At 59.7% G+C, this 18,570-nt stretch carries 15 protein-coding genes; 6 read left to right on the plus strand and 9 right to left on the minus strand.

The annotated features are described in order from the left end of the window. The first annotated feature begins 425 nt into the window (after nt 1–425). Complete coding sequence (locus tag BLW69_RS14595) at nt 426–1,076, plus strand: hypothetical protein (RefSeq protein ID WP_092662941.1); 651 nt, start codon at nt 426–428, stop codon at nt 1,074–1,076. A 79-nt stretch (nt 1,077–1,155) separates the two neighbouring features. On the opposite strand, the gene BLW69_RS14600 is transcribed toward BLW69_RS14595, so the two are convergent. Both BLW69_RS14600 and BLW69_RS14605 read right to left on the minus strand, forming a co-directional pair. Further along, a complete protein-coding gene (locus BLW69_RS14600; protein ID WP_162759477.1) occupies nt 1,156–1,749 on the minus strand; it encodes a hypothetical protein in 594 nt (197 codons plus the stop codon). A 152-nt stretch (nt 1,750–1,901) separates the two neighbouring features. After that, nucleotides 1,902–4,184 carry a putative bifunctional diguanylate cyclase/phosphodiesterase gene (locus BLW69_RS14605; protein WP_092662943.1) on the minus strand — a complete coding sequence of 761 codons (2,283 nt, stop codon included), beginning with the start codon at nt 4,182–4,184 and terminating at the stop codon, nt 1,902–1,904. 237 nt (nt 4,185–4,421) lie between these two features. On the opposite strand from BLW69_RS14605, the gene BLW69_RS14610 reads away from it, so the two are divergent. Continuing rightward, the gene (locus tag BLW69_RS14610) at nt 4,422–5,231 is read left to right on the plus strand and encodes a transporter substrate-binding domain-containing protein (RefSeq protein WP_244508841.1); all 810 of its coding nucleotides are present in this window, start codon (nt 4,422–4,424) and stop codon (nt 5,229–5,231) included. Nucleotides 5,232–5,445: 214 nt separating this feature from the next. Here BLW69_RS14610 and BLW69_RS14615 read toward each other — a convergent pair whose 3' ends face one another. The 6 genes from BLW69_RS14615 to BLW69_RS14640 all read right to left on the minus strand — a co-directional run bounded on the left by BLW69_RS14615 (nt 5,446) and on the right by BLW69_RS14640 (nt 13,648). After that, complete coding sequence (locus BLW69_RS14615; RefSeq protein WP_092662945.1) at nt 5,446–7,377, minus strand: beta-galactosidase; 1,932 nt, start codon at nt 7,375–7,377, stop codon at nt 5,446–5,448. Further along, a complete protein-coding gene (gene ugpC / locus BLW69_RS14620; RefSeq protein ID WP_092662947.1) occupies nt 7,377–8,474 on the minus strand; it encodes an ABC transporter ATP-binding protein in 1,098 nt (365 codons plus the stop codon). The genes BLW69_RS14615 and ugpC overlap by 1 nt, the downstream gene beginning before the upstream one ends. Then, nucleotides 8,471–10,573 (minus strand): alpha-galactosidase, encoded by a 2,103-nt coding sequence (locus tag BLW69_RS14625; RefSeq protein ID WP_092662949.1) that lies wholly within the window; start codon nt 10,571–10,573, stop codon nt 8,471–8,473. Before BLW69_RS14625 ends, ugpC begins: the two co-directional genes overlap by 4 nt. Then, the gene (locus BLW69_RS14630; RefSeq protein ID WP_092662951.1) at nt 10,570–11,421 is read right to left on the minus strand and encodes a carbohydrate ABC transporter permease; all 852 of its coding nucleotides are present in this window, start codon (nt 11,419–11,421) and stop codon (nt 10,570–10,572) included. Before BLW69_RS14630 ends, BLW69_RS14625 begins: the two co-directional genes overlap by 4 nt. Beyond that, nucleotides 11,421–12,239, minus strand: coding sequence for a carbohydrate ABC transporter permease (locus BLW69_RS14635; RefSeq protein WP_092663456.1), 819 nt, complete (start codon nt 12,237–12,239; stop codon nt 11,421–11,423). The genes BLW69_RS14630 and BLW69_RS14635 overlap by 1 nt, the downstream gene beginning before the upstream one ends. Before the next feature lie 173 nt (nt 12,240–12,412). Next, the gene (locus BLW69_RS14640) at nt 12,413–13,648 is read right to left on the minus strand and encodes an ABC transporter substrate-binding protein (RefSeq protein WP_092662953.1); all 1,236 of its coding nucleotides are present in this window, start codon (nt 13,646–13,648) and stop codon (nt 12,413–12,415) included. A 145-nt stretch (nt 13,649–13,793) separates the two neighbouring features. Between BLW69_RS14640 and BLW69_RS14645 the strand changes: the two genes are divergently transcribed. Together BLW69_RS14645 and BLW69_RS14650 are read left to right on the plus strand one after the other, a co-directional pair. Continuing rightward, nucleotides 13,794–14,717, plus strand: coding sequence for a helix-turn-helix domain-containing protein (locus BLW69_RS14645; RefSeq protein ID WP_092662955.1), 924 nt, complete (start codon nt 13,794–13,796; stop codon nt 14,715–14,717). Nucleotides 14,718–14,914: 197 nt separating this feature from the next. Further along, nucleotides 14,915–16,297: a GntP family permease gene (locus tag BLW69_RS14650; protein WP_175487273.1), complete on the plus strand. Its 1,383-nt coding sequence runs from the start codon at nt 14,915–14,917 to the stop codon at nt 16,295–16,297. Between the two features lie 126 nt (nt 16,298–16,423). On the opposite strand, the gene BLW69_RS14655 is transcribed toward BLW69_RS14650, so the two are convergent. Then, on the minus strand, nt 16,424–16,840 hold the full coding sequence (locus tag BLW69_RS14655) for a thiol-disulfide oxidoreductase DCC family protein (protein ID WP_244508865.1): 417 nt from the start codon (nt 16,838–16,840) through the stop codon (nt 16,424–16,426). A gap of 215 nt (nt 16,841–17,055) precedes the next feature. Here BLW69_RS14655 and BLW69_RS14660 point away from each other — a divergent pair, with 215 nt between their 5' ends. Together BLW69_RS14660 and BLW69_RS14665 are read left to right on the plus strand one after the other, a co-directional pair. After that, nucleotides 17,056–18,051, plus strand: a complete 996-nt coding sequence (locus BLW69_RS14660) for an NAD(P)/FAD-dependent oxidoreductase (RefSeq protein ID WP_162759476.1) — start codon at nt 17,056–17,058, stop codon at nt 18,049–18,051. After that, the gene (locus BLW69_RS14665) at nt 18,048–18,476 is read left to right on the plus strand and encodes a DUF3429 domain-containing protein (RefSeq protein ID WP_092662963.1); all 429 of its coding nucleotides are present in this window, start codon (nt 18,048–18,050) and stop codon (nt 18,474–18,476) included. Before BLW69_RS14660 ends, BLW69_RS14665 begins: the two co-directional genes overlap by 4 nt. The last annotated feature ends 94 nt before the right edge of the window (nt 18,477–18,570 follow it).

Here is an 18,570-nt window from a genome sequence, read left to right on the forward strand (position 1 = left end):
CCAGTCGAGGTGCGCGTCTCTGATCAAGTTGAGTTGCGTAACGTCAAATACACCCGCCACCATCGTCGTCTCCATTATCGATCTATTCGCAGTTACCATGAGACCGTTGCGACGATAACGCATGGACGCGGTTCTTGTTGCCGGCGACGAAGCCTGTTTCTCGTGACAATGCCTCGTCCAGAAGACATGGAGAACCTCTATGACGTAGGCCCCGCGCTGAAGGATGGGCATCGCCCGCAGACTTGAACACGGCTGCTCGGCATCACATCTATTGCCGGTAAAGCCCGCTCCATCTTGAAAATCTCATCAAACTGGAACGGTAACGTTTGTTTTATGCACGCTTCGGTGCAGACTGTCACTTGGAACGATTCCGGTTTTTTACTCTTCAGTCGACTCCACGACGGGCTTACTTAACGAGGTACTCGGTGATTGATTTCTTCGGCACAACGCAAGGTTTCATGACGTTGGGAGCGCTGATTGGCGCTGGTAGCTTTGCTCTGGGATCCGCCAGTCGGTCCATCCACAAACTTGGCGTTCTCGTCCGTCCGGGACAGACAAACCGGAACGCGCGCAGCCTTGCAATGCGAACGATGCTGGCGCTCGATGACTATGTCGGGGCTGCCTACGCAGCCGTCCATGACCGGCCTGAGTTCAATCCTATGGACCAAGAGGAGTTCGCGTTCCATCTTCCCGAACCAGTGCTGATCCTTCCTGACGACGCGGACTGGCAACTTTTCGGGGCAGATCTTGGCGAAGAGATATTGTGGTTTTCAAACCGTGTTAGCAACCACGAGAACGCTCTCGAAAGCCTCGATTTGTCGAAACCCGCGCATGACGGCTTTTTCGAGCGCCGCATTGAGGGTTACGCCCGGCTTGCTGCAAGAGCGATGGATCTGATTGCTCGGATCAGCAGCGAGTTCGACCTGACCCTTCCTGAAAAACCGGACTACTATCGTCAGGCGGAAGGGCTGGCCAAGATTCTGCACGGCCTCGATAAGGCGACCGCAAACAAGCTCCAACCCGCCACCGGGAATGCAACCACGAATGTGACTCCACTGTTCCCAAAGTCAGTGTGATCTGCCGCCGGCATCTGCCGATCGACATTTCAAACGTCAGGCCATGCGATCAGGCTGAGCCTGATACGGACCTTTTTTGTCAGAACTTGTACCGGACCCCTACGACATTGGCGTTCGAGCCGCCGTGCATGTCGCCCAGCGTTCCCCATGCGCCTGAGCGATGGTGGAGCCGCCAGAACACTTCCGTGTTCGGGAGCTTGTCGCTCGAAAGGCTCAGCTCAGGCCCAAGGTAGAACAGGGTGCGGGCGTTGCCGTCCCGTTCCTGCTCGTGATCCCGCTCCCGACCTTTCTGGCTTTTGGTGACATGGCTGAGGCCGAACGTGAAAGATGGCGCGACACGCACAGGACCAAGCTTGACGCCGTCATGTCGGCCCACGACACCGCCCCACACCTCGCCGCTCGTGCTCTGGCCGAACCGACCAGCAAGACCCGCCTCGAGGCCGAAGCTGAACGTCCCGAACTGGTATGGGAACACCTGGTAACCCAGCCCAATCAACGCGTTATCTTCGTAGTCAGAACCGAACACGTTGGCAGCGTCGAGCATGTTCTCATCGACCATAGCGCCACCGAACACCATCACCGACTGATCCACATCAGGACGGTCTGCCCGCGCATGACCGAGACCCAACTGCAAGACAACGGCCACCAAAGCCACCCTCGGGAAGAAATTCATTCCAGCTTTCCTCCTCAGGAGTTGTTTCGCGCGCCGTAACGTTAGCAAGACAACATACGACCTGATCCGTTGTAGGCAAGACGTCATCGACTGTCGAGAGTTGTGGCAGATCCGAAACGACCGAAGGAATTCTGCCACCGTTCGTGTTCCGTTTATAACGAGAGGCGTATTTGGCTCGGCCGCACCTGGTGGCCGAAGGCCTCGATCGGTATGGGTCGCGAGAAAAGGTAACCTTGCAGCTCGTCGCATCCCGCTGCGATCAGGAACTCCCTCTGCTCCTCGGTTTCGACACCCTCGGCCGTTGTTGCCTTGCCCAATGTTCGGCTCAGACTGGCGATAGCGGAGACGATGGCGGCACCTTCTGCCTTGCAGCCCAGCAATTGGACGAAAGACCTGTCGATCTTTACGCGGTCGATTTTGAGGTCAATCAAATGGCTCAGCGACGAAAAGCCGGTGCCGAAATCGTCGAGCGCAATTCTCACCCCGCGTGACCTGAGTAGGTTCAGGTTCTCGGCCGCGCCTTCGTCGAGGTTGAAAATGGCAGCCTCTGTTACTTCAAGCTCCAAGCGATCCGGCGAAAGCCCGCAATCTCTCAGAATCGACAGAACCATCTGGGCAAAGTTGCGCTGTCCGATTTGTGACGGGGAGACGTTGACGGCAATCGAGAGATGAGCCGGCCAGGACGCAGCAGCGGCGGCGGCCGTGAGCAAGACCCATCGGCCAAGCTGGTTGATCATCCCGGCTTCTTCAGCAATCGGAATAAACTTGTCGGGCGACAGAAGCCCCCTTGTCGGGTGGCGCCATCGGACAAGAGCTTCCGCACCTGTAAGATCACCTGACCTGTCTGCCTGATGGACGCCTTGAGCAAAAACTTCCAGATGACCTACCCTGTTGTCGCGGATCACCCGTTGCGTGTCACCCGGACCTTCATCTCTTTCCAGCATGATGCGCAGTTCGTTCCGCAGTTCGGTGCGTTCGTTTGCGCGGGTGTCCAGTGAACTATTGTATTCTGCCGCGCGGCCGCGGCCACTTTCCTTGGCATCGTAGAGTGCGACGTCTGCCCGACGAAGGAGTTCCCGGGCAGTGGTAAACGCGCCCTCAGGGGCCGTGTATCCGATGGAGCCGCCGATAGAGACAACGACAGTACCGTTCACAAGATGAAACGGGTCGCTGATGCGCGCCATGATCTCGTTGCACAAACCGATGATGCTTCGGTTGTGGCCGAGAGAGGGGATGAGGAGGGCAAACTCGTCGCCGCCGAAACGCGCAAGTGTGTCACCAGGCCGAAGAAGCGACTTCATCCGCTCTACGGCGATACGCAACAGCTCATCGCCAGCGAGATGGCCGTAGACGTCGTTGACCTGCTTGAATCGGTCGAGGTCGATCAGCGCGACGACAGTCTGGCGGTCTTGTGTCCCGAGTTCGGTAAGACATTGCTCAAGTCTTGTCGCAAACAAAGCGCGGTTGGGAAGACCGGTCAGCACGTCGTGATGGGAAAGATGCCGCGCATGGGTCTCGCTCGCAGCGAGTTGTTTCAGGCTATAACGCAGGCGCAGCAGCAGGGCGGAAAACAAGATGGTGACGACAAGTCCGGCGGCAGACAGGAAGGGCAGGAGACGCGCGATAACGCGAGACCCAGGCAGATCCGGTTTCCAGACGATAAATCCGATGGGCTCTGCCGTGCGGGTGGACGCCACCTGGAACGCGACCTCACCCGGTTCGTAATCCGCTGTGCGAGCATAACGTGCCCCCGCGAGACCCTGCTCCCTGCTCAACATATCGAGCGTCGGGCCGTCCAAAAACCGGATGGCGATCAGATAGTATTCCGCCTTCACCTTACCTGGATCATCTTGCACCTGATGAACCACCGGAACGATGCCCGCAATCGAGGGCCTGCCTTCCAGCCGGAGCAACTCCACCTGGTTCTTTTGGGGAGCGGGAGCGTGCTGCCCATTGGTTTCCAGGCCTTTTGTTACGGCCGAGATCATTGGCCAAAGGACGGGACGAACCCATTTGAAACGACGCACGCTATCGGGGTCAGGCTGGAGTGCGAGTTCTCCGTCGGGCGAAATCAGAAAAACGGCGCTGTAGCCAAAGACGGATGTGGCGATCCGACCAAACGTCTGGATCGACGCGCTTCTGGATATCTCCGTGCCGCTGTCCGAAGAGCCGGGCGATAAGAATGAAGCATAGCCTTCCGCCAGCAGTTGCATATCCTGTGCAACGCGGTCGACCTGATTTTGCAGCCTGCCGTCAACCAGCTCTCGTTGCCTGTCGCGCGCCGCAGAGTCGCTTTCACTTCCGGCCCAAATGGCTGCGAGAACAACGAGCCCTAATATTGCAAGACCGGTTCCGGTCAGCAGGATCAAAACCGACTGCGACGACGAACGAGCCGACAGTCGCGTCAACAATGAAAACACCCAGTTTGAAGACACGGAATCTCCCCTCGCCCAGGGAAGTGTAGAGGGGATTAATTACGAAATGCTTTTAAAGCATGTCTCAAAATTGAAGCATTCGCGATTGATGACGAAAACACGCAATGCCGGAAGCGGCCGGGGTCAAGATGAGCTTCTGGTTGGCCGCTGACAAGCATGCGAGAGAAGCTCTTAATCCTTGTATGTTCTAATATTCCCAATACGGGAATCGAGCCCGGACGACAAGAGGAGAGCCAGATGCCGAAAATGAACCCCAGAGCGCTGATCACACTGTGTATAGCTGCTTCGTTGCTCCTTTTGCCCACACATAACCTTAGAGAGGCAGTCGCTGCCGACCGGGCAGGAGATCAGAAGATCAAGGTTGCGTTTGAGGGAGGCTTTCCTCCCTTCAACTACGTGGACTCCAGCGGTCAACTGCAGGGTTTCGACGTCGACATCGCCAAGGCCCTTTGTGAGACGGCACGGCTTTCCTGCGAACTGGTCGTCCAGGAATGGACCGACATGATCCCCAATCTGCTTTCGAACAAATACGACATGATCGTATCGTCCATGTCGATGAGTGCAGAGAGACGCAAACTCGTGACATTCTCGGACAAATACTACGACAGTCCCTCCGTCTTTATCGCACGCAAAGACTCGGTCTTGACCACCATATCGGACGAAAGCCTCAAGGGCCTGCGCGTCGGCATCGCGGCGGAGACCTCACAGCAGGCATACATCAAGAAGTTTTTCCCAAGCGCCGAGACAACGGTGTTTCGCTCCTCGCCGGAGCTTTACAAGGCGCTGGCAAACGAGGACGTTGACGTCATGCTTGAAGACAAGCTTGCCGTGTACGACTGGCTCACGAACACAAATGAAGGACGTTGCTGCAAGTTCGTTGGCACCGACGTCAAGGACACATCGATCTTCGGCGAAGGTGCGGGCATCGCTTTCCGCAAGGACGATGCTGCGTTGACGGCAAAGATCAATGCGGCCCTGGCGGAGCTTCAGGCTGGCGAAGTCTATGACAGCATCAACGCGAAATATTTCCCCTTCAGCATCCGTTGATGCGGGCCATCTGGCATTCCTGAAGATCGAAACAGGATGTCGGGTCGACACCCTGCCGCGAACCGGCCTAAGCCGGAATCCTGATACAGCTCAGCGAATGTCGTAGTGGAGATCCGCTCGCATCATTTCGGTCAGTTCCGCACCGTTCCATAGGGCCCGTTCAGCTCCCGAGCAACCGTTTGGCAGGCGCGTGTTTGGTTGCTGTCTGGCTCGCTCACGCCCGCCAGACAGCAACCTCATACGGGCGAAGAGTGCGCTCGCCGAGCACGATGCGGATCCCGGTTGGTACCGTCCAGTCCTCCGCACCGTAGTTAAACGCGAAGACGAGCTCGCCGCGTCGCCGCATACGAACATGTTCCGGCAGCTCGAACGTGGGGATGTCCGCAGCGTCCAGAACCAGGCTCATCGTTGCGGCAAGGAGTGACTCATCCGGCCAGCAGGCCAGGTAATGGATCTTCTCCTTGCGGGTGAGGGCCGGCATGCCATCGCCGAAGCGGGCAAGAACATCGCCGGTCGCTTCTATATCTTCGCGCCAGCGGATTGCTGCGCCTGAGATCTGTCCGGTCACAGGCTGGGCAAGGCCCGGCCGCAGGGTGGCGACCTGCAGGACGCGGTGGCCTGTGAGATCGGCGAGCGGACCGGGGGGCAGATTGTCGGGAATGGTGAAGTTGCGGGTTCGGGATCCGGTTCGTGGACCGATCAGGACCACGCCGTCGAATTGGCGGAGTTCCCTCTCCAGATCCGCGGGTACTTCCGTGACGCAGGGCAGAACGACGAGCGCGTAGCCATCCAGCGGCGCGCCGGGGCGCACGAAGTCGATATCGACGCCGAGGCGCCGAAGGCTTTCATACCAGCGGAAGGTCAGTTCTTCGTAACGGAAGTCCTTGCCCTGTGGCTGGATCACCGTCGTCCAGTAGCTCTGGTAATCGAAGACAACAGCAACTTTAGCCGTCTGTGTTTCCGGCAGAGTTCCGAAGGTGGCGAGCTCGCTCGCTACCTGTCCCGCTTCACGGCCGCCGGGCGAAAGTTCGTCTAGGCCGGGAAGGTTCAGACCCGCATGCATCTGCTCCTGCGCGAAGGGTGCCTGCCTCCAGCGGAAATAGCTGACGACTTCCGCGCCATGGGCCAGCGCTTCCCAGGTCCAGAGGCGCACCATTCCGGGCTTCGGGATCGGGTTCCAGGGCGCCCAGTTTACCGGGCCGGGTTGCTGTTCCATCACCCAGAACCGGCCACGACCCACCGCGCGATAGAGATCGTGGTGGAACGGCGCGATATCCGGATGCGATGTCTCGGCCCAGCGATTGCGCTCCGCCTCGGAGAACGGAAACTTCTCGACGAAGCCGATCGGGTAGCTGTCCCAGGAGGCGAGGTCGAGATTGTCGGCCACCTGGAAATGGTCGAAATCAAGAACGAAGCCCATGAAGTTGTGGGTGATCCAGCGATCCGGTGAATGCCGGCGGATGATCTCGCACTGCATCGCGTCATAGGCTGCGACCTGATCCGAGTGAAAACGCCAGAAATCGAGCCGCGTTGCCGGATTGCTTTCGGTCACAGTGAGGTTCGGCAGCGCGACATCGTCGAAGCTTCCGACTTCCATCGACCAGAACACCGAACCCCAGGCTTCGTTGAGCTGCTCGGCAGACTGGTAACGCAGCCGCAGCCAGCGGCGGAATGCCTTGAGGTCTTCAGGCCCAAAGGACAGGGTCGTGTCGTGGCAGCCGTATTCGTTGTCGGTCTGCCAGCCGGCGAGGCCCGGATGGTCGCCGTACCGTTTTGCGACCGCCTCGACGATGCGGGCGCTCTCGCGCCACCAAGTCTCTGAGGAAAACGTGTAATGACGCCTCGAGCCGAAACCGCGCAGACGGCCGTGTTCGTCATAGGGCAGGATGTCGGGATACTCGTCGATCAACCACTTTGGTGGTGTCGCCGTCGGCGTGCCGAGCACGATTTTGAGGCCAGCCTTTGTCAGGACGTCCATCGCCCGGTCGAGCCAGGCGAAGTCGAAGTTGCCGCGGCTCGGCTCAAGCCGTGACCAGGCGAATTCGCCGATGCGCACGAAGGAAATTCCGAGCTCGCGCATGCGCCGGGCATCGGTTTCCCAGCGGTCTTCGTTCCAGTGTTCCGGATAGTAGCAGACGCCAAGCATTATCGTGTCAGATCCCCATTGACGACGGCGAGGCCGTCGGTATCGAACAGATGGCAGGCCCTGGCCGGAATGCCGATGCGGATAGGGTCGCCGGCCCGCTGGCTTGCAAGACCGTCGGCCTTGACAGAAATCTCTGCACCATCGGCGAGCGAAACGAAGAACAGCGTCTCGGACCCGAGATGTTCGGCAAGCTTGACGCGGCCTTCGAGAACGACGTCGCCCGTGCCGGTCGCATCCAGATGTTCGGGGCGAATGCCAAGCGTCATCGTTGCGCCTTTCACAGAGGCGCCGTGCGTGTCGAGCGAAAGCGATGCGCCGCCGGGAAGGCTTGCATTGACACGGCCGTTTTCTCCTGATGTCACGGGAACGGTGAGGAAATTCATCTTTGGCGAACCGATAAAACCGGCGACGAACAGGTTTTTCGGCCGGTGATAGAGCTCGAGCGGCGCACCGACCTGCTCGATGCGACCTGCCGACAGCACGACGATCTTGTCGGCCATGGTCATCGCCTCGACCTGATCGTGGGTGACGTAGATCATCGTCGCCTTCAGATCCTGATGCAGTTTCGAAAGCTCCGAGCGCATCTGCACGCGCAGCGCCGCATCCAGATTGGAGAGCGGCTCGTCGAACAGGAAGACGTCCGGATTGCGGACGATGGCGCGGCCGATCGCGACGCGCTGGCGCTGACCGCCCGACAATTGCCCCGGCTTGCGCTGCAGCAGCGGCTCAAGCTGCAGCATCTTTGCCGCATAGGCTGTGCGCTCCGCGACCAGAGCCTTCGGATGGCCCGTCATCTTCAGGCCAAAACCGATATTCTCCGCAACAGTCATATGGGGATAGAGCGCATAGGACTGGAAGACCATGGCGACGCCGCGCTCGGACGGGCCGACATCGGTCATCTCCTGCCCGCCGATCGACAGCGAGCCCTCGGAAATCTTCTCCAGGCCGGCGATCATCCGCAACAGCGTGGACTTGCCACAGCCGGACGGGCCGACGAAAACGCAGAACTCGCCATCGGCAATATCGAGATCGACACCCTTGATGACATTGACGGCGCCAAAGCTTTTCTTGACGGCGCGCAGGCTGACGTCGCTCATCGCATCTGTCTCCCATGGTTAGGTGTTAGTTCAAGAAGCAGGGCGCTTTCGGGCCGAAGCATCGGCAAGGGAAGGCCAGCAAGACCGGCATTCGCCAAATCGAAAGTGATCTCGCCCGAAAGCAGGCGCTTCTGACCGTCCGATATGCGGATGAACTCGGGCTCTTCGGGCAGAACGGTCTCGATGCGCCAGGTTCCGCGGAAGCGCGTGATCTGTTCGGGCAATCGCAGCGGAGAGGGCTGTTCGCCCACCATCTGCGGTCCCTGCGCAACGATGACGACGATCTTTTCAGCGCTGGCGGCACCCCAGACATAACGGCCGTCGATCGGCTCAAGCCGGAAATTGGCGCCGGGCGCATGCAGAAGAGGGCGAAGCCGCTTGTGGGTCTCAATACAGAGCGCCAGTTCGGCGCGCTCTTTTGCCGAGAGCTCCAGCGGGTTGAGTTCGACGCCGAAATGATAGGCCATCGCCACCAGCGCCCGGAAGCTCAGGGAATGGCGACGGTTGGTCTGGTGGTTGGGGTCTGCGGAGATGTGACTTCCGAGGATTTCCGGCGGTACGAAAACCGAGGCGCCGCGCTGGATTTCCAGCCGCTCCAGCGCATCGGTGCAGTCCGATGTCCAAACGCGGTGGGTGCGCGCCAGTGCGCCATAATCGATCCGACCACCGCCCGATGCGCAGCTTTCGATCTCGACATCGGGGTGAGCGGCGCGAACGCGGTCCATCAGGGCGTAGACGGCGCGTGTCTGGGCGGCGGTCCTTGCTTTGCCGTCGCGACCGCCGCTATGGGTCAGGTCGCGGTTCATGTCCCATTTGACATAGGAAACCGCGTGGGCGCCAAGCACCGCATCAATCTTCGAAAACAGATAGTCGGAGACGTCCCGCCGGGTGAGATCGAGCACGAGCTGGTTGCGGGACGCGAGCAGTGGCCGCCCTTCGACCTGCAGCGCCCAGTCCGGGTGGGCGGTAAACAGGTCGGACAAGGGATTGACCATTTCCGGTTCGAACCAGATGCCAAACTGCATGCCGAGGCCGGTCACGTGATCGACGAGCGGTTTCAGTCCGTCAGGATATTTGCGTGGGTCGATATCCCAGTCGCCGAGACTGGTCGTGTCGTCGTCGCGTTTGCCGAACCATCCGTCGTCCAGAACGAACCGCTCGATGCCGAGTGCGGCCGCAGCGGACGCCTGTGCCTGAAGCGAACCCAGCAGGTGGTCGAAATAGTTGCCTTCCCAGGTGTTGAGCGTGACCGGCCGTGGGCTCATGGAGCCGCCCGGCCACTGCACAAGCTCGGTGCGGACGAAGGCATGAAATGCCTCGCTATGCGGCCCGGCATAGGCGACCGGGCTTTGGTAACTCTCGCCCGGCGCTAGAATGATCTCGCCCGGCTCGAACAGTTCGCCGAGATGGACGAGCCGCTGACCATCATCGGTACGGTCGATGGCGATCTGGTGATTGCCGCTCCATCCGAGCGTGACGCCGAAACGCTGGTCAGCGCTCTCGACGAACAGCATCGGCAACCGGTCGTGGGAGGTGCGGCCGCGGCGGTTTTCCTGCATCCACAGGCCATTGCCGAGCGTTTCACGACGGGTCTGGAATTCTCGTCCCCATGAGCCGGTAAAACTGGTGATCGTTGTCTCACCTGAGGGCGCGAGGAAGCTCGCGGCCATGCAGCGATCGAGCTGGTAGTCGGTATCGCCTAGATTGGAGAGCCGGGTTGCGATCGAGAGCACGCCGGAAGCATGGTCCGTAAGCGTGATGGCGATCCCGATCCGGGCAACCGGGTCGCTTGCCGAAAGCACGGTCTGTGCTCCGTCCCGTGCTACCGACCAGCCGCTGAACGCGAGAATGAAATCGCGGCCGGCGCGGTGGCCTGCAATCGCCGGCCAGCCGAAAAAGCCCATTCCGCCAGATGGCAGCAGGACGGCCGAGGGGACGGCGACGTCCATGCCGTTGATACGGCTCGATCGTTCGATCTCAAACAGCGGATCGGCGACAACCGGCGGGCGGCCGAAGGCCAGGAACTCGGGCATTCCGGTTTCGGGCAGGCGCAGGCTGAGTGCGAAATCGCCCGAGCCGACAGTTACGATGTCACTCATCCCTTGGTCGCTCCAAGTGTCAGGCCGGCAATGAAATGCCGTTGCATCAGGAAAAACATGGCGACCGGCGGCAGGGCCGCGATGATCGAACCGGCGGACACCAGATGCCAGGCGGCAACCCATTGGCCGTTCAGCGAGTAGAGGCCGGCAGTCACCGGCATGGCGTGCTGGCCTTGCACGAGCACGGTCGCCCAGAAATAGTCGTTCCAGACAAAGGTGAAGATCAGGACGGACAGCGCCGCAATCGCCGGCCGCATCAGCGGCAGCACGATATGGCGAAAGATCTTCCATTCCGACACGCCTTCGACGCGCGCGGATTCAATCAGGGCAAAGGGCAAGCCCTTGATGAAGTTGCGCATGAAGAGCGTGCAGAAACCGGTCTGGAAGGCTGCATGGAAAAGCACCAGTCCTGTCACGGTGTCATAGAGACCGAGTTTCAGCGTCAGGTCGCGAACCGGCACCATCAGGATCTGGAACGGAATGAAATTGCCCGCGACGAACATGAAGAACAGGACGAGATTGCCCTTGAAGCGATAGACCGCAAGCGCAAACCCGGTCAGGCAGGAAATACCGACCGCGCCGATCACCGTCGGGATCGTCACCTTGAACGAGTTCAGGATGTAGAGACCGATCGGAGAATCCCGGAAGACGGCCGTATAGTTCTCGACACCGGCAAAACCGGAGGGAATGCCGAAGTAGTTGCCGGCTGCAAGATCGCCCGCCGGCCGCACCGAGGTGATGGCGACGCCGATCAGCGGCAGCAGCCAGAGGACGAGCGACACAGGCAAGAGCACCTTGTAGCCGGTCCGCATCCATGGCGATGCGTTCTGAATGGGGGAGGGGAACATCAGGCGTTCCTTTCCTGGACAAGCATCCGCACGATGAAGAGCGAGATGAACACCATCATGATCAGGAACAGCACGACTGCGATGGCGGCGCCATACCCCATGCGGAAACCGTATTCCGACAATGCCTGTTCGAACATGAAGTAGGAGAGAACCTGGCTCGATCCGTAAGGACCGCCGGCGGTCATGATCGACACGAGGTCGAAGGAGCGCAGCGAACCGATGACGGTGACGACCATCGCGATGAAAGTCGCCGGCGCAAGCTGCGGCAGGACGACGTACCAGAGAAGCTTGAGCCCCTTCGCGCCATCCATCCGCGCGGCCTCGACCTGTTCCGGATTGATGTTGTTGAGACCTGTCAGGTAGAGGATCATGCAATAGGCCGTCTGTGGCCACAGGCCGGCGATGATGATGCCGTAGGTGACGTAGCGCTCATCCGCCAGGACCGCCAGCTGCTCGCCCGTCAGCCACTCCAGCAGTTTCGAAAACGGCCCGAAATCCGGCGCGTAGAACCAGGTGAAGATCAGGCCGACCACGACCTGGCTGATGACAAACGGAAAGAAGAACAGCGATTTGTAGAGCCGGATGCCGGTGACCGACTGGTTGAGAAAAAGTGCTACGGCAAGGCCCGCAGGGATCGCCAAAAGATAGAGCAGCAGCCAGATGACGTTGTTCTTGAGGGAAACGTAGAAGGAATCGTCATCCAGAAGTTCGCTGTAGTTGCCAAGCCCGATCCAGACCTTTTCGCCAAGCCCGTCCCAGTCATGAAAGCTGATCCAGATCGACTGGAAGATCGGCAAAAGGACATAGACGATGAACATGAAAAGGCCGGGGGCGAGAAACAGCCATGGCGTGAGCCATTCCCTGTTGTTCTTCGAGCGGCGCGACGGCGGCGTTGCGGAATAGCTCACGACGATACCCCTGCAGATTTCTTCGGATTGCGGCCGGACGCAGGACCTTTCGGTCGCTGCGCCCGGTTTCCTGGGAGGAAGCGCTACTTGTAGACGCGGGTGCGGATCTTCTCGAGCCGCGCCAGGATGGCGTCGATCTTGTCCGGCTTGACCATGAACTCCTGGAAGCCTTCCATGCCGGCCTTTGCCATTTCGGCATTGGCATCGCGGTCATAGAACTGCGCAAGACCCTGGGCGCCCGATAGCATCGTGAAGCCCGCCTCGAGGAAGACGTCCTTAGGCTTTTCCGCCTGATTGTTGACGGGCAGCTGGCCAAGCGTCGCATTCATCGTTGACTGTGCCTGGGCCGAGCCGACGTAAGCGAGGAATTTCTTGGCGTCTTCCTTGTTCTTGGCCTTGGCCGGAATGTGGAACGTATCCGTCGGCGCTTCTTCGGCCCTCGGCAGGCCGGGGGTGATTTCAGGGAAGGGAAGGAAGCCGATCTGCTCTTCCTTCAGACCGCCGTCCTTCATCGTGGCGACGGCGAAATTGCCCAGCAGATACATGGCGGCCTTGCCCTGGACAAGCTGCGGGACTGCGTCCTGCCAGTCGATCGCCGCATGGTTTTCGATGAAATAGCCGGGCTTGACGAGCTCGGCCCATTTCTCGAACACGGCCTTTACCTTGGGATCGGTGTAAGGAACCTTGCCGGCCGTCAGGTCCATGTGGAACTGGTAGCCGTTGACGCGAAGATTGAGATAGTCGAACCAGCCGCCGGTCGGCCAGAGTGCCTTGGTGCCGATCGTGAAGGGCGTGATCCCCGCAGCCTTGAGCTTGGCGCTCGCGGCAATCAGCTCTGCCCAGTTCTTTGGCGGGGTGATGCCCTTTTCGGCAAAGATGTCCTTACGGTAGTAGATGCCCCACTGGTAATAGGTGTAGGGCATGCCCCACTTCTTGCCGTCGATCGTCATTGACGGTACGGCAGCCTTCATCTGCTGATCGTAGCCATTGGCCGCCCAGACATCGCTCACATCGGCAAACAGTCCCGCCTTGACGAAGGGCTCCATGCGATTGCCGGCATACCAGGCGACGACATCAGGCGCGTCGGCGGTCAGGAAGTTGCGGATGGCGGCCTTGTAGCCTTCGTGGTCAAAGTTGTTCCACTTCACCTTGATGTCGGGGTTGGCCTTCTCGAAGGCGGCAATCAGATCGCCCATCGCCTTTTTCGGCACGGGATCCGAATGGTCTGAATTGACAGTGATTTCGCCCGCGAAAACCGATGGCGCGATCAGAAAAGTCGACAATGCGAGGCCAAGCAGCCTCTTTCTTAGAACGGTCATGTGTTCCTCCCTTGTGACCATCGGTAACCGGATGAAGTCCTAGATTTCAGCCTTACCGATCGAGCTCCTCCAGCCCGTCTTGATGTTCCGCCACAAACCCGTAGAGTTCCACCGTATTTCAGGGAATGTTTTCCGGGATCCTAAGATGGATAAGGCCGCATCAACCATTTCAAAGGACGGATCGGTTCCGGCACATCCCGATCTCGATCCGCGGCACCCGCTTGTCGTGTTCGGCGACCATCGGTTCTGCGCCGGCGAAACTCTTGTCGTGCAGCGGATGGCAGGCCCGCATATGCACAGTCAGATCGAACTGAATTTTCTTACCCAGGGCCAAATGACCTACTGGTTCGACGGGCGGGAATTGACGATCGGCGCGGGCCGTCTCTGCCTTTTCTGGGGCATGGTTCCGCATCAGGTGACGGAGATCGAAAAAGGTACGCGGTTTGTCTGTCTCTATGTTCCCATGTCCGTTTTTCTTGGTCTTGCCACTCTCAGCCGGTTCCGGGATGCCGTCTTCCGTGGTGCGGTCATCGAAGCGACCGTTATCAGGCCTTTCGATGAGGACGTCTTTCTCAGATGGCGCGAGGAACTCTTGCAGGGTGACGAGGGACTGGCAGAGATCGTCCGAACCGAGCTCACGGCCCGGGTTTTGAGGATCGAACGGGAAGGTTGGCGGGATCTGCGCGAACACGCCCCTGCCATTGCCGGCCTATCATCCAGTGACAGCGGGCGCGCCGGTCATGTGGAGCAGATGTTGCGTTTCATTGCCGAACACGCCCTCGGCGATATTTCCGTCGATCACGTGGCGCGGGATGTGGGACTTCATCCAAATTATGCCATGAGCCTGTTCAAGCGGGCGGTCGGCCAGACGATGAACCAGGCGATTGCCCGCCACCGGCTGGACACGGCTCGCTCGCTTTTGATCTCGACAGACATGTCGATCACGAATGTCGCCTTCGAATCCGGCTTCGGCTCGGTGTCGCGCTTCTACGAAGCTTTTGCTGACCGCTTCGCCGACCGGCCATCCGCGTTTCGCCGCAGGATGCAGGCAAATGCGCGACGCGACTGACACTGCTTGATGACCAGCCGTTCTGGTTGAACGTCCGATTTCAAGTTGAATAGAGCCTTCGCAGGCAATTCCTGTAAGCCGCGCTGAGCAGCGGCCCTAACGTGGTCGTGCACGTCGATTGAGGTTGAGTTTGCATTCTGGGCGATACCTCCGTACATCGCGCAGACACAACCGCTAAGCCCTGTAGGAGTATAATTTTGCCGGAGTTCGAACAGACCCTGGGAGCGGGTACGCTCATATCCATTGCGGCTGGCGCCGTTGCGCTGCTGCTGGTTCTTATCATCAAGTTTCGCATCCACGCTTTTGTCTCGCTCATTCTCGTCAGTTTCCTGACCGCGCTCGTGACGGGAATTCCGGCGGGGAATATCCTCACCACCCTCACGTCCGCATTTGGCTCGACCCTCGGGGGCGTTGCTCTGCTTGTCGGCCTTGGCGCCATGCTGGGTCGCTTGCTGGAAGTATCGGGTGGTGCGCAGGCTCTTGCGGATGACCTCGTCCGCCGATTTGGCGAAAAACGTGCACCGCTGGCGTTGGGCATCGCGTCGCTGTTCTTCGGCTTCCCGATCTTCTTCGATGCAGGCCTCGTCGTCATGCTTCCGGTGATGTTCACGGTAGGGCGTCGCCTTGGCGGAAGCCTTCTTCTCTACGGCATCCCGGTCGCGACCGCCTTCTCGTGCATGCACGTTTTCGTGCCGCCGCATCCCGGGCCTGTCGCCGCAGCCGAACTGCTGGGCGCTGACGTCGGACTTCTGATCATCGTCGGTCTGTTGGTCGCCATCCCGACCTGGGTCGTTGCGGGCCATTTTTTCGGAAGCTGGATCGGCAAACGCATCTACCTGCCGGTGCCCGACAACGTCACTGATGAGCAATCCTCCGACGACGATAGAATCTCCCTGCCGAGCCCTGGCCTCGTCGTTGCACTTCTTCTTTTGCCGCTCGTTCTCATCTTCATGAATACCGGCCTCGACTTCGCGCGCGCACAGGAATGGGTCAGCAAGGATGCCAGCTGGTTCCAGCTTGCCCGCACCGTAGGCTCTACTCCAATCGCACTTCTGATTTCGGTTCTCGTCGCCGGCTACGTTCTTGGGCCAATGCGCGGTCGCGATCCGATCAAGGTGGAGCGCATCGTTGACTCTGCTCTTGGACCTGTCTGCTCTGTTATCCTGATCACCGGCGCGGGCGGCATGTTTGGCGGCGTTCTGCGTGCTTCTGGGATCGGCAATGCTTTGTCGGATGTGCTTGCCGATATCGGTATGCCCATACTGGTGGCAGGCTTCCTGATCTCGACCGCGCTGCGCGTTGCACAGGGCTCCGCGACGGTTGCACTCATCACGGCTGCTGGCCTGGTGCAGCCTGCGGTGCAGGCTGCCGGTTATCAGGGTATTCAGCTGTCAGCGATCGTCATCGCGGTCGCATCCGGTTCTGTCATGCTGTCGCATGTCAATGATTCCGGCTTTTGGCTGGTCGGTCGCTTCTTCAACATGGACATCAAGACCACGTTCAAGACCTGGACCGCGATGCAGACGTTGGTGGGCCTCGTTGGCTTTGCGCTTTCCGGGATCATCTTCTGGCTGGCCTAACAACCCGGTTTCATAGCCAGGCACGCTCTTGATGAAGGCGTGCCTGGCTTCCCCCGCTCTAATCGGCAAATTTCCAGACGGTCGGCAGCGAGCCGCGCTCAGACAGCGCCGTGACCACGGTATCACTCACCGGAAAAACTTCTGCAGAGACGGCCTCAGTCGCAGGAACCCCCGATAGGCCATCTCGAACAATGGCGTGGCGGGAGGCCAGCCTGCGATGAGACCGAGCGGGCGCAAAAGGGGTATCGCCCGCCACATTGCGGCAAAGGCTGCCGCCCCCGACAAAAGCTTGCCTCCTTCTTCGGCATGAAACCGCGACAGGATCTCCACACGATCGACAGGACACGATGCCATGGGATCGCAGGCGTCGATGAAGCGGATTGCATTGCGGCGGTCCAGCCTCCGGATGATCGCGATCTCGCGCCGGCAAAGCGGGCAGCCGCTGTCAAACCAGACGGTGACTTGCTCCATCATGACGTGTGCTTCGTAGTGTTGATGAGCATGGCTAATACCTCGAGTGCGAAGAATGCCAAACCATCCCATCTGCACAGATGTTCCGCAAGCATAGGTTACATCACAGCCTACCTGCTGGATCGGTGCTCTCTACCCCCGATACAGGGCACCTTGCGCCCACGAGCGCCCAAGTATTCAACCAAGGCCGCATCCAAGATGGAAACCAGAGACGCAGCCTGATCGGCTTGCGGCGGCGGAACCTATGGGGCATTGATGGCCTCAGCCACCGCCGGAGATCGACAGACATGGCAAGACGAATACGACTGGGCATTGTCGGTGCAGGGATCGCCGGGGTGACTCTGGCCAGAGCCATGGCCGACTGTGCGGATGTCAGGATTTTCGAGAAAAGCAGAGGCGTCGGCGGACGGATGGCGACACGGCGAACCGATGCCGTGACTTTTGATCATGGAGCGCAGTATTTCACCATCAGGGACGGACGTTTCCGTGCAGCGCTGCAGACGGCGCAGGCCGACGGAGTGATTCAGCCCTGGACCGGTGCGCTTGCAACGCTGCCCGACGGCAATCTCGCGGCTTTGTCGGGGGGCGACACCACGCGTTATGTCGGGAGCCCTTCGATGAACGCGCTTGCGAAAGCGATGGCGGCAGGCCTTGATATCCAGACCGACGCGCCTGTGGAGGCGATCAGCGGCACGGCGGGTAAGTGGTTCTTGAAAATCGGCGATCGCCGCGAGGGCCCGTTCGACTGGCTGGTTTCAGCGGCGCCAGCCCCACAGTCGGCATTGCTTCTTCCTGACGAGTTTACGCATCACGGGGCGCTGGCAAAAACCCGGATGAATGCCTGCTTCACGCTGATGATTCGCCAGACCGAGGATGCAAAGCTTCCCTTTGCTGCCGCCCGTGTCGATGATCCGGTCATCGGCTGGATCTCCCGCAACAATTCCAAGCCGGAACGGCCTGACGACCCCTGTCTAGTGGTGAACGCGACGGCCAAGTGGTCGGACGATAATTTGGAGGAGCCACTGGAAGACGTTCGTCGGACGATGCTGGAGGCGCTCCAGCGCTATATTCCGATCTCCCCGAGTGAGGCTGAGGCTGCAACCATCCATCGTTGGCGCTATGCCAATGTCGATCGGCCGGCCGGACAGGCTTTCCTTCTCGATGATGTGTCCCAATTGGCGGCTTGCGGAGACTGGTGCATCGCAGGGCGGGTCGAGGCAGCGTTCCTCAGCGCCGCGGCCCTTGGCGATGCGCTCAAACAGATCGTAAAGGTAGCGCCATGACAATGACCCCGCGGACCATCTCCACGCTTCTGACCTATTGCGGGGCCCTGCCGTTCTGGCTGCTGGCATTTGCCCCCTCGACCGTTCTCGGTTTTGAAACGGCACCCGCATTCCTGTCCTACGGGGCAGTCATCGCATCCTTTATGGCCGGAGCCCTCTGGGGAAGCGCTCAAACCGGCAGGGGCGACCTGGTGATCATTGTCGCCAGTAACGTGCTGGCTCTCATTGCCTTTGCGACACTGGTTGCCAGTCCTTTGCCGATAGCCCTGCTGGTACAGGTGTTGTTGTTTGCCCTTCTGCTGATCGCCGACCACAGGACCCTTTCTACGGATCCTTCACGGCAGTGGTATTGGAAACTGCGCATTCGGGTGACTGCGCTTGTCGCGCTTGCCTATGGCGTCATGCTTTTCCGCTACGTCTTTTGAACGGGTGGCTGAAACTGCGCTCTCAAGCGTCATCAACTCGATAGGTTGGCGAAGCCGCAGGTATCTCGATGGCACAGTGCCGGTGGCCGTCTCA

This window comes from Rhizobium sp. NFR12, assembly GCF_900108545.1.
GTDB lineage: Bacteria > Pseudomonadota > Alphaproteobacteria > Rhizobiales > Rhizobiaceae > Neorhizobium > Neorhizobium soli.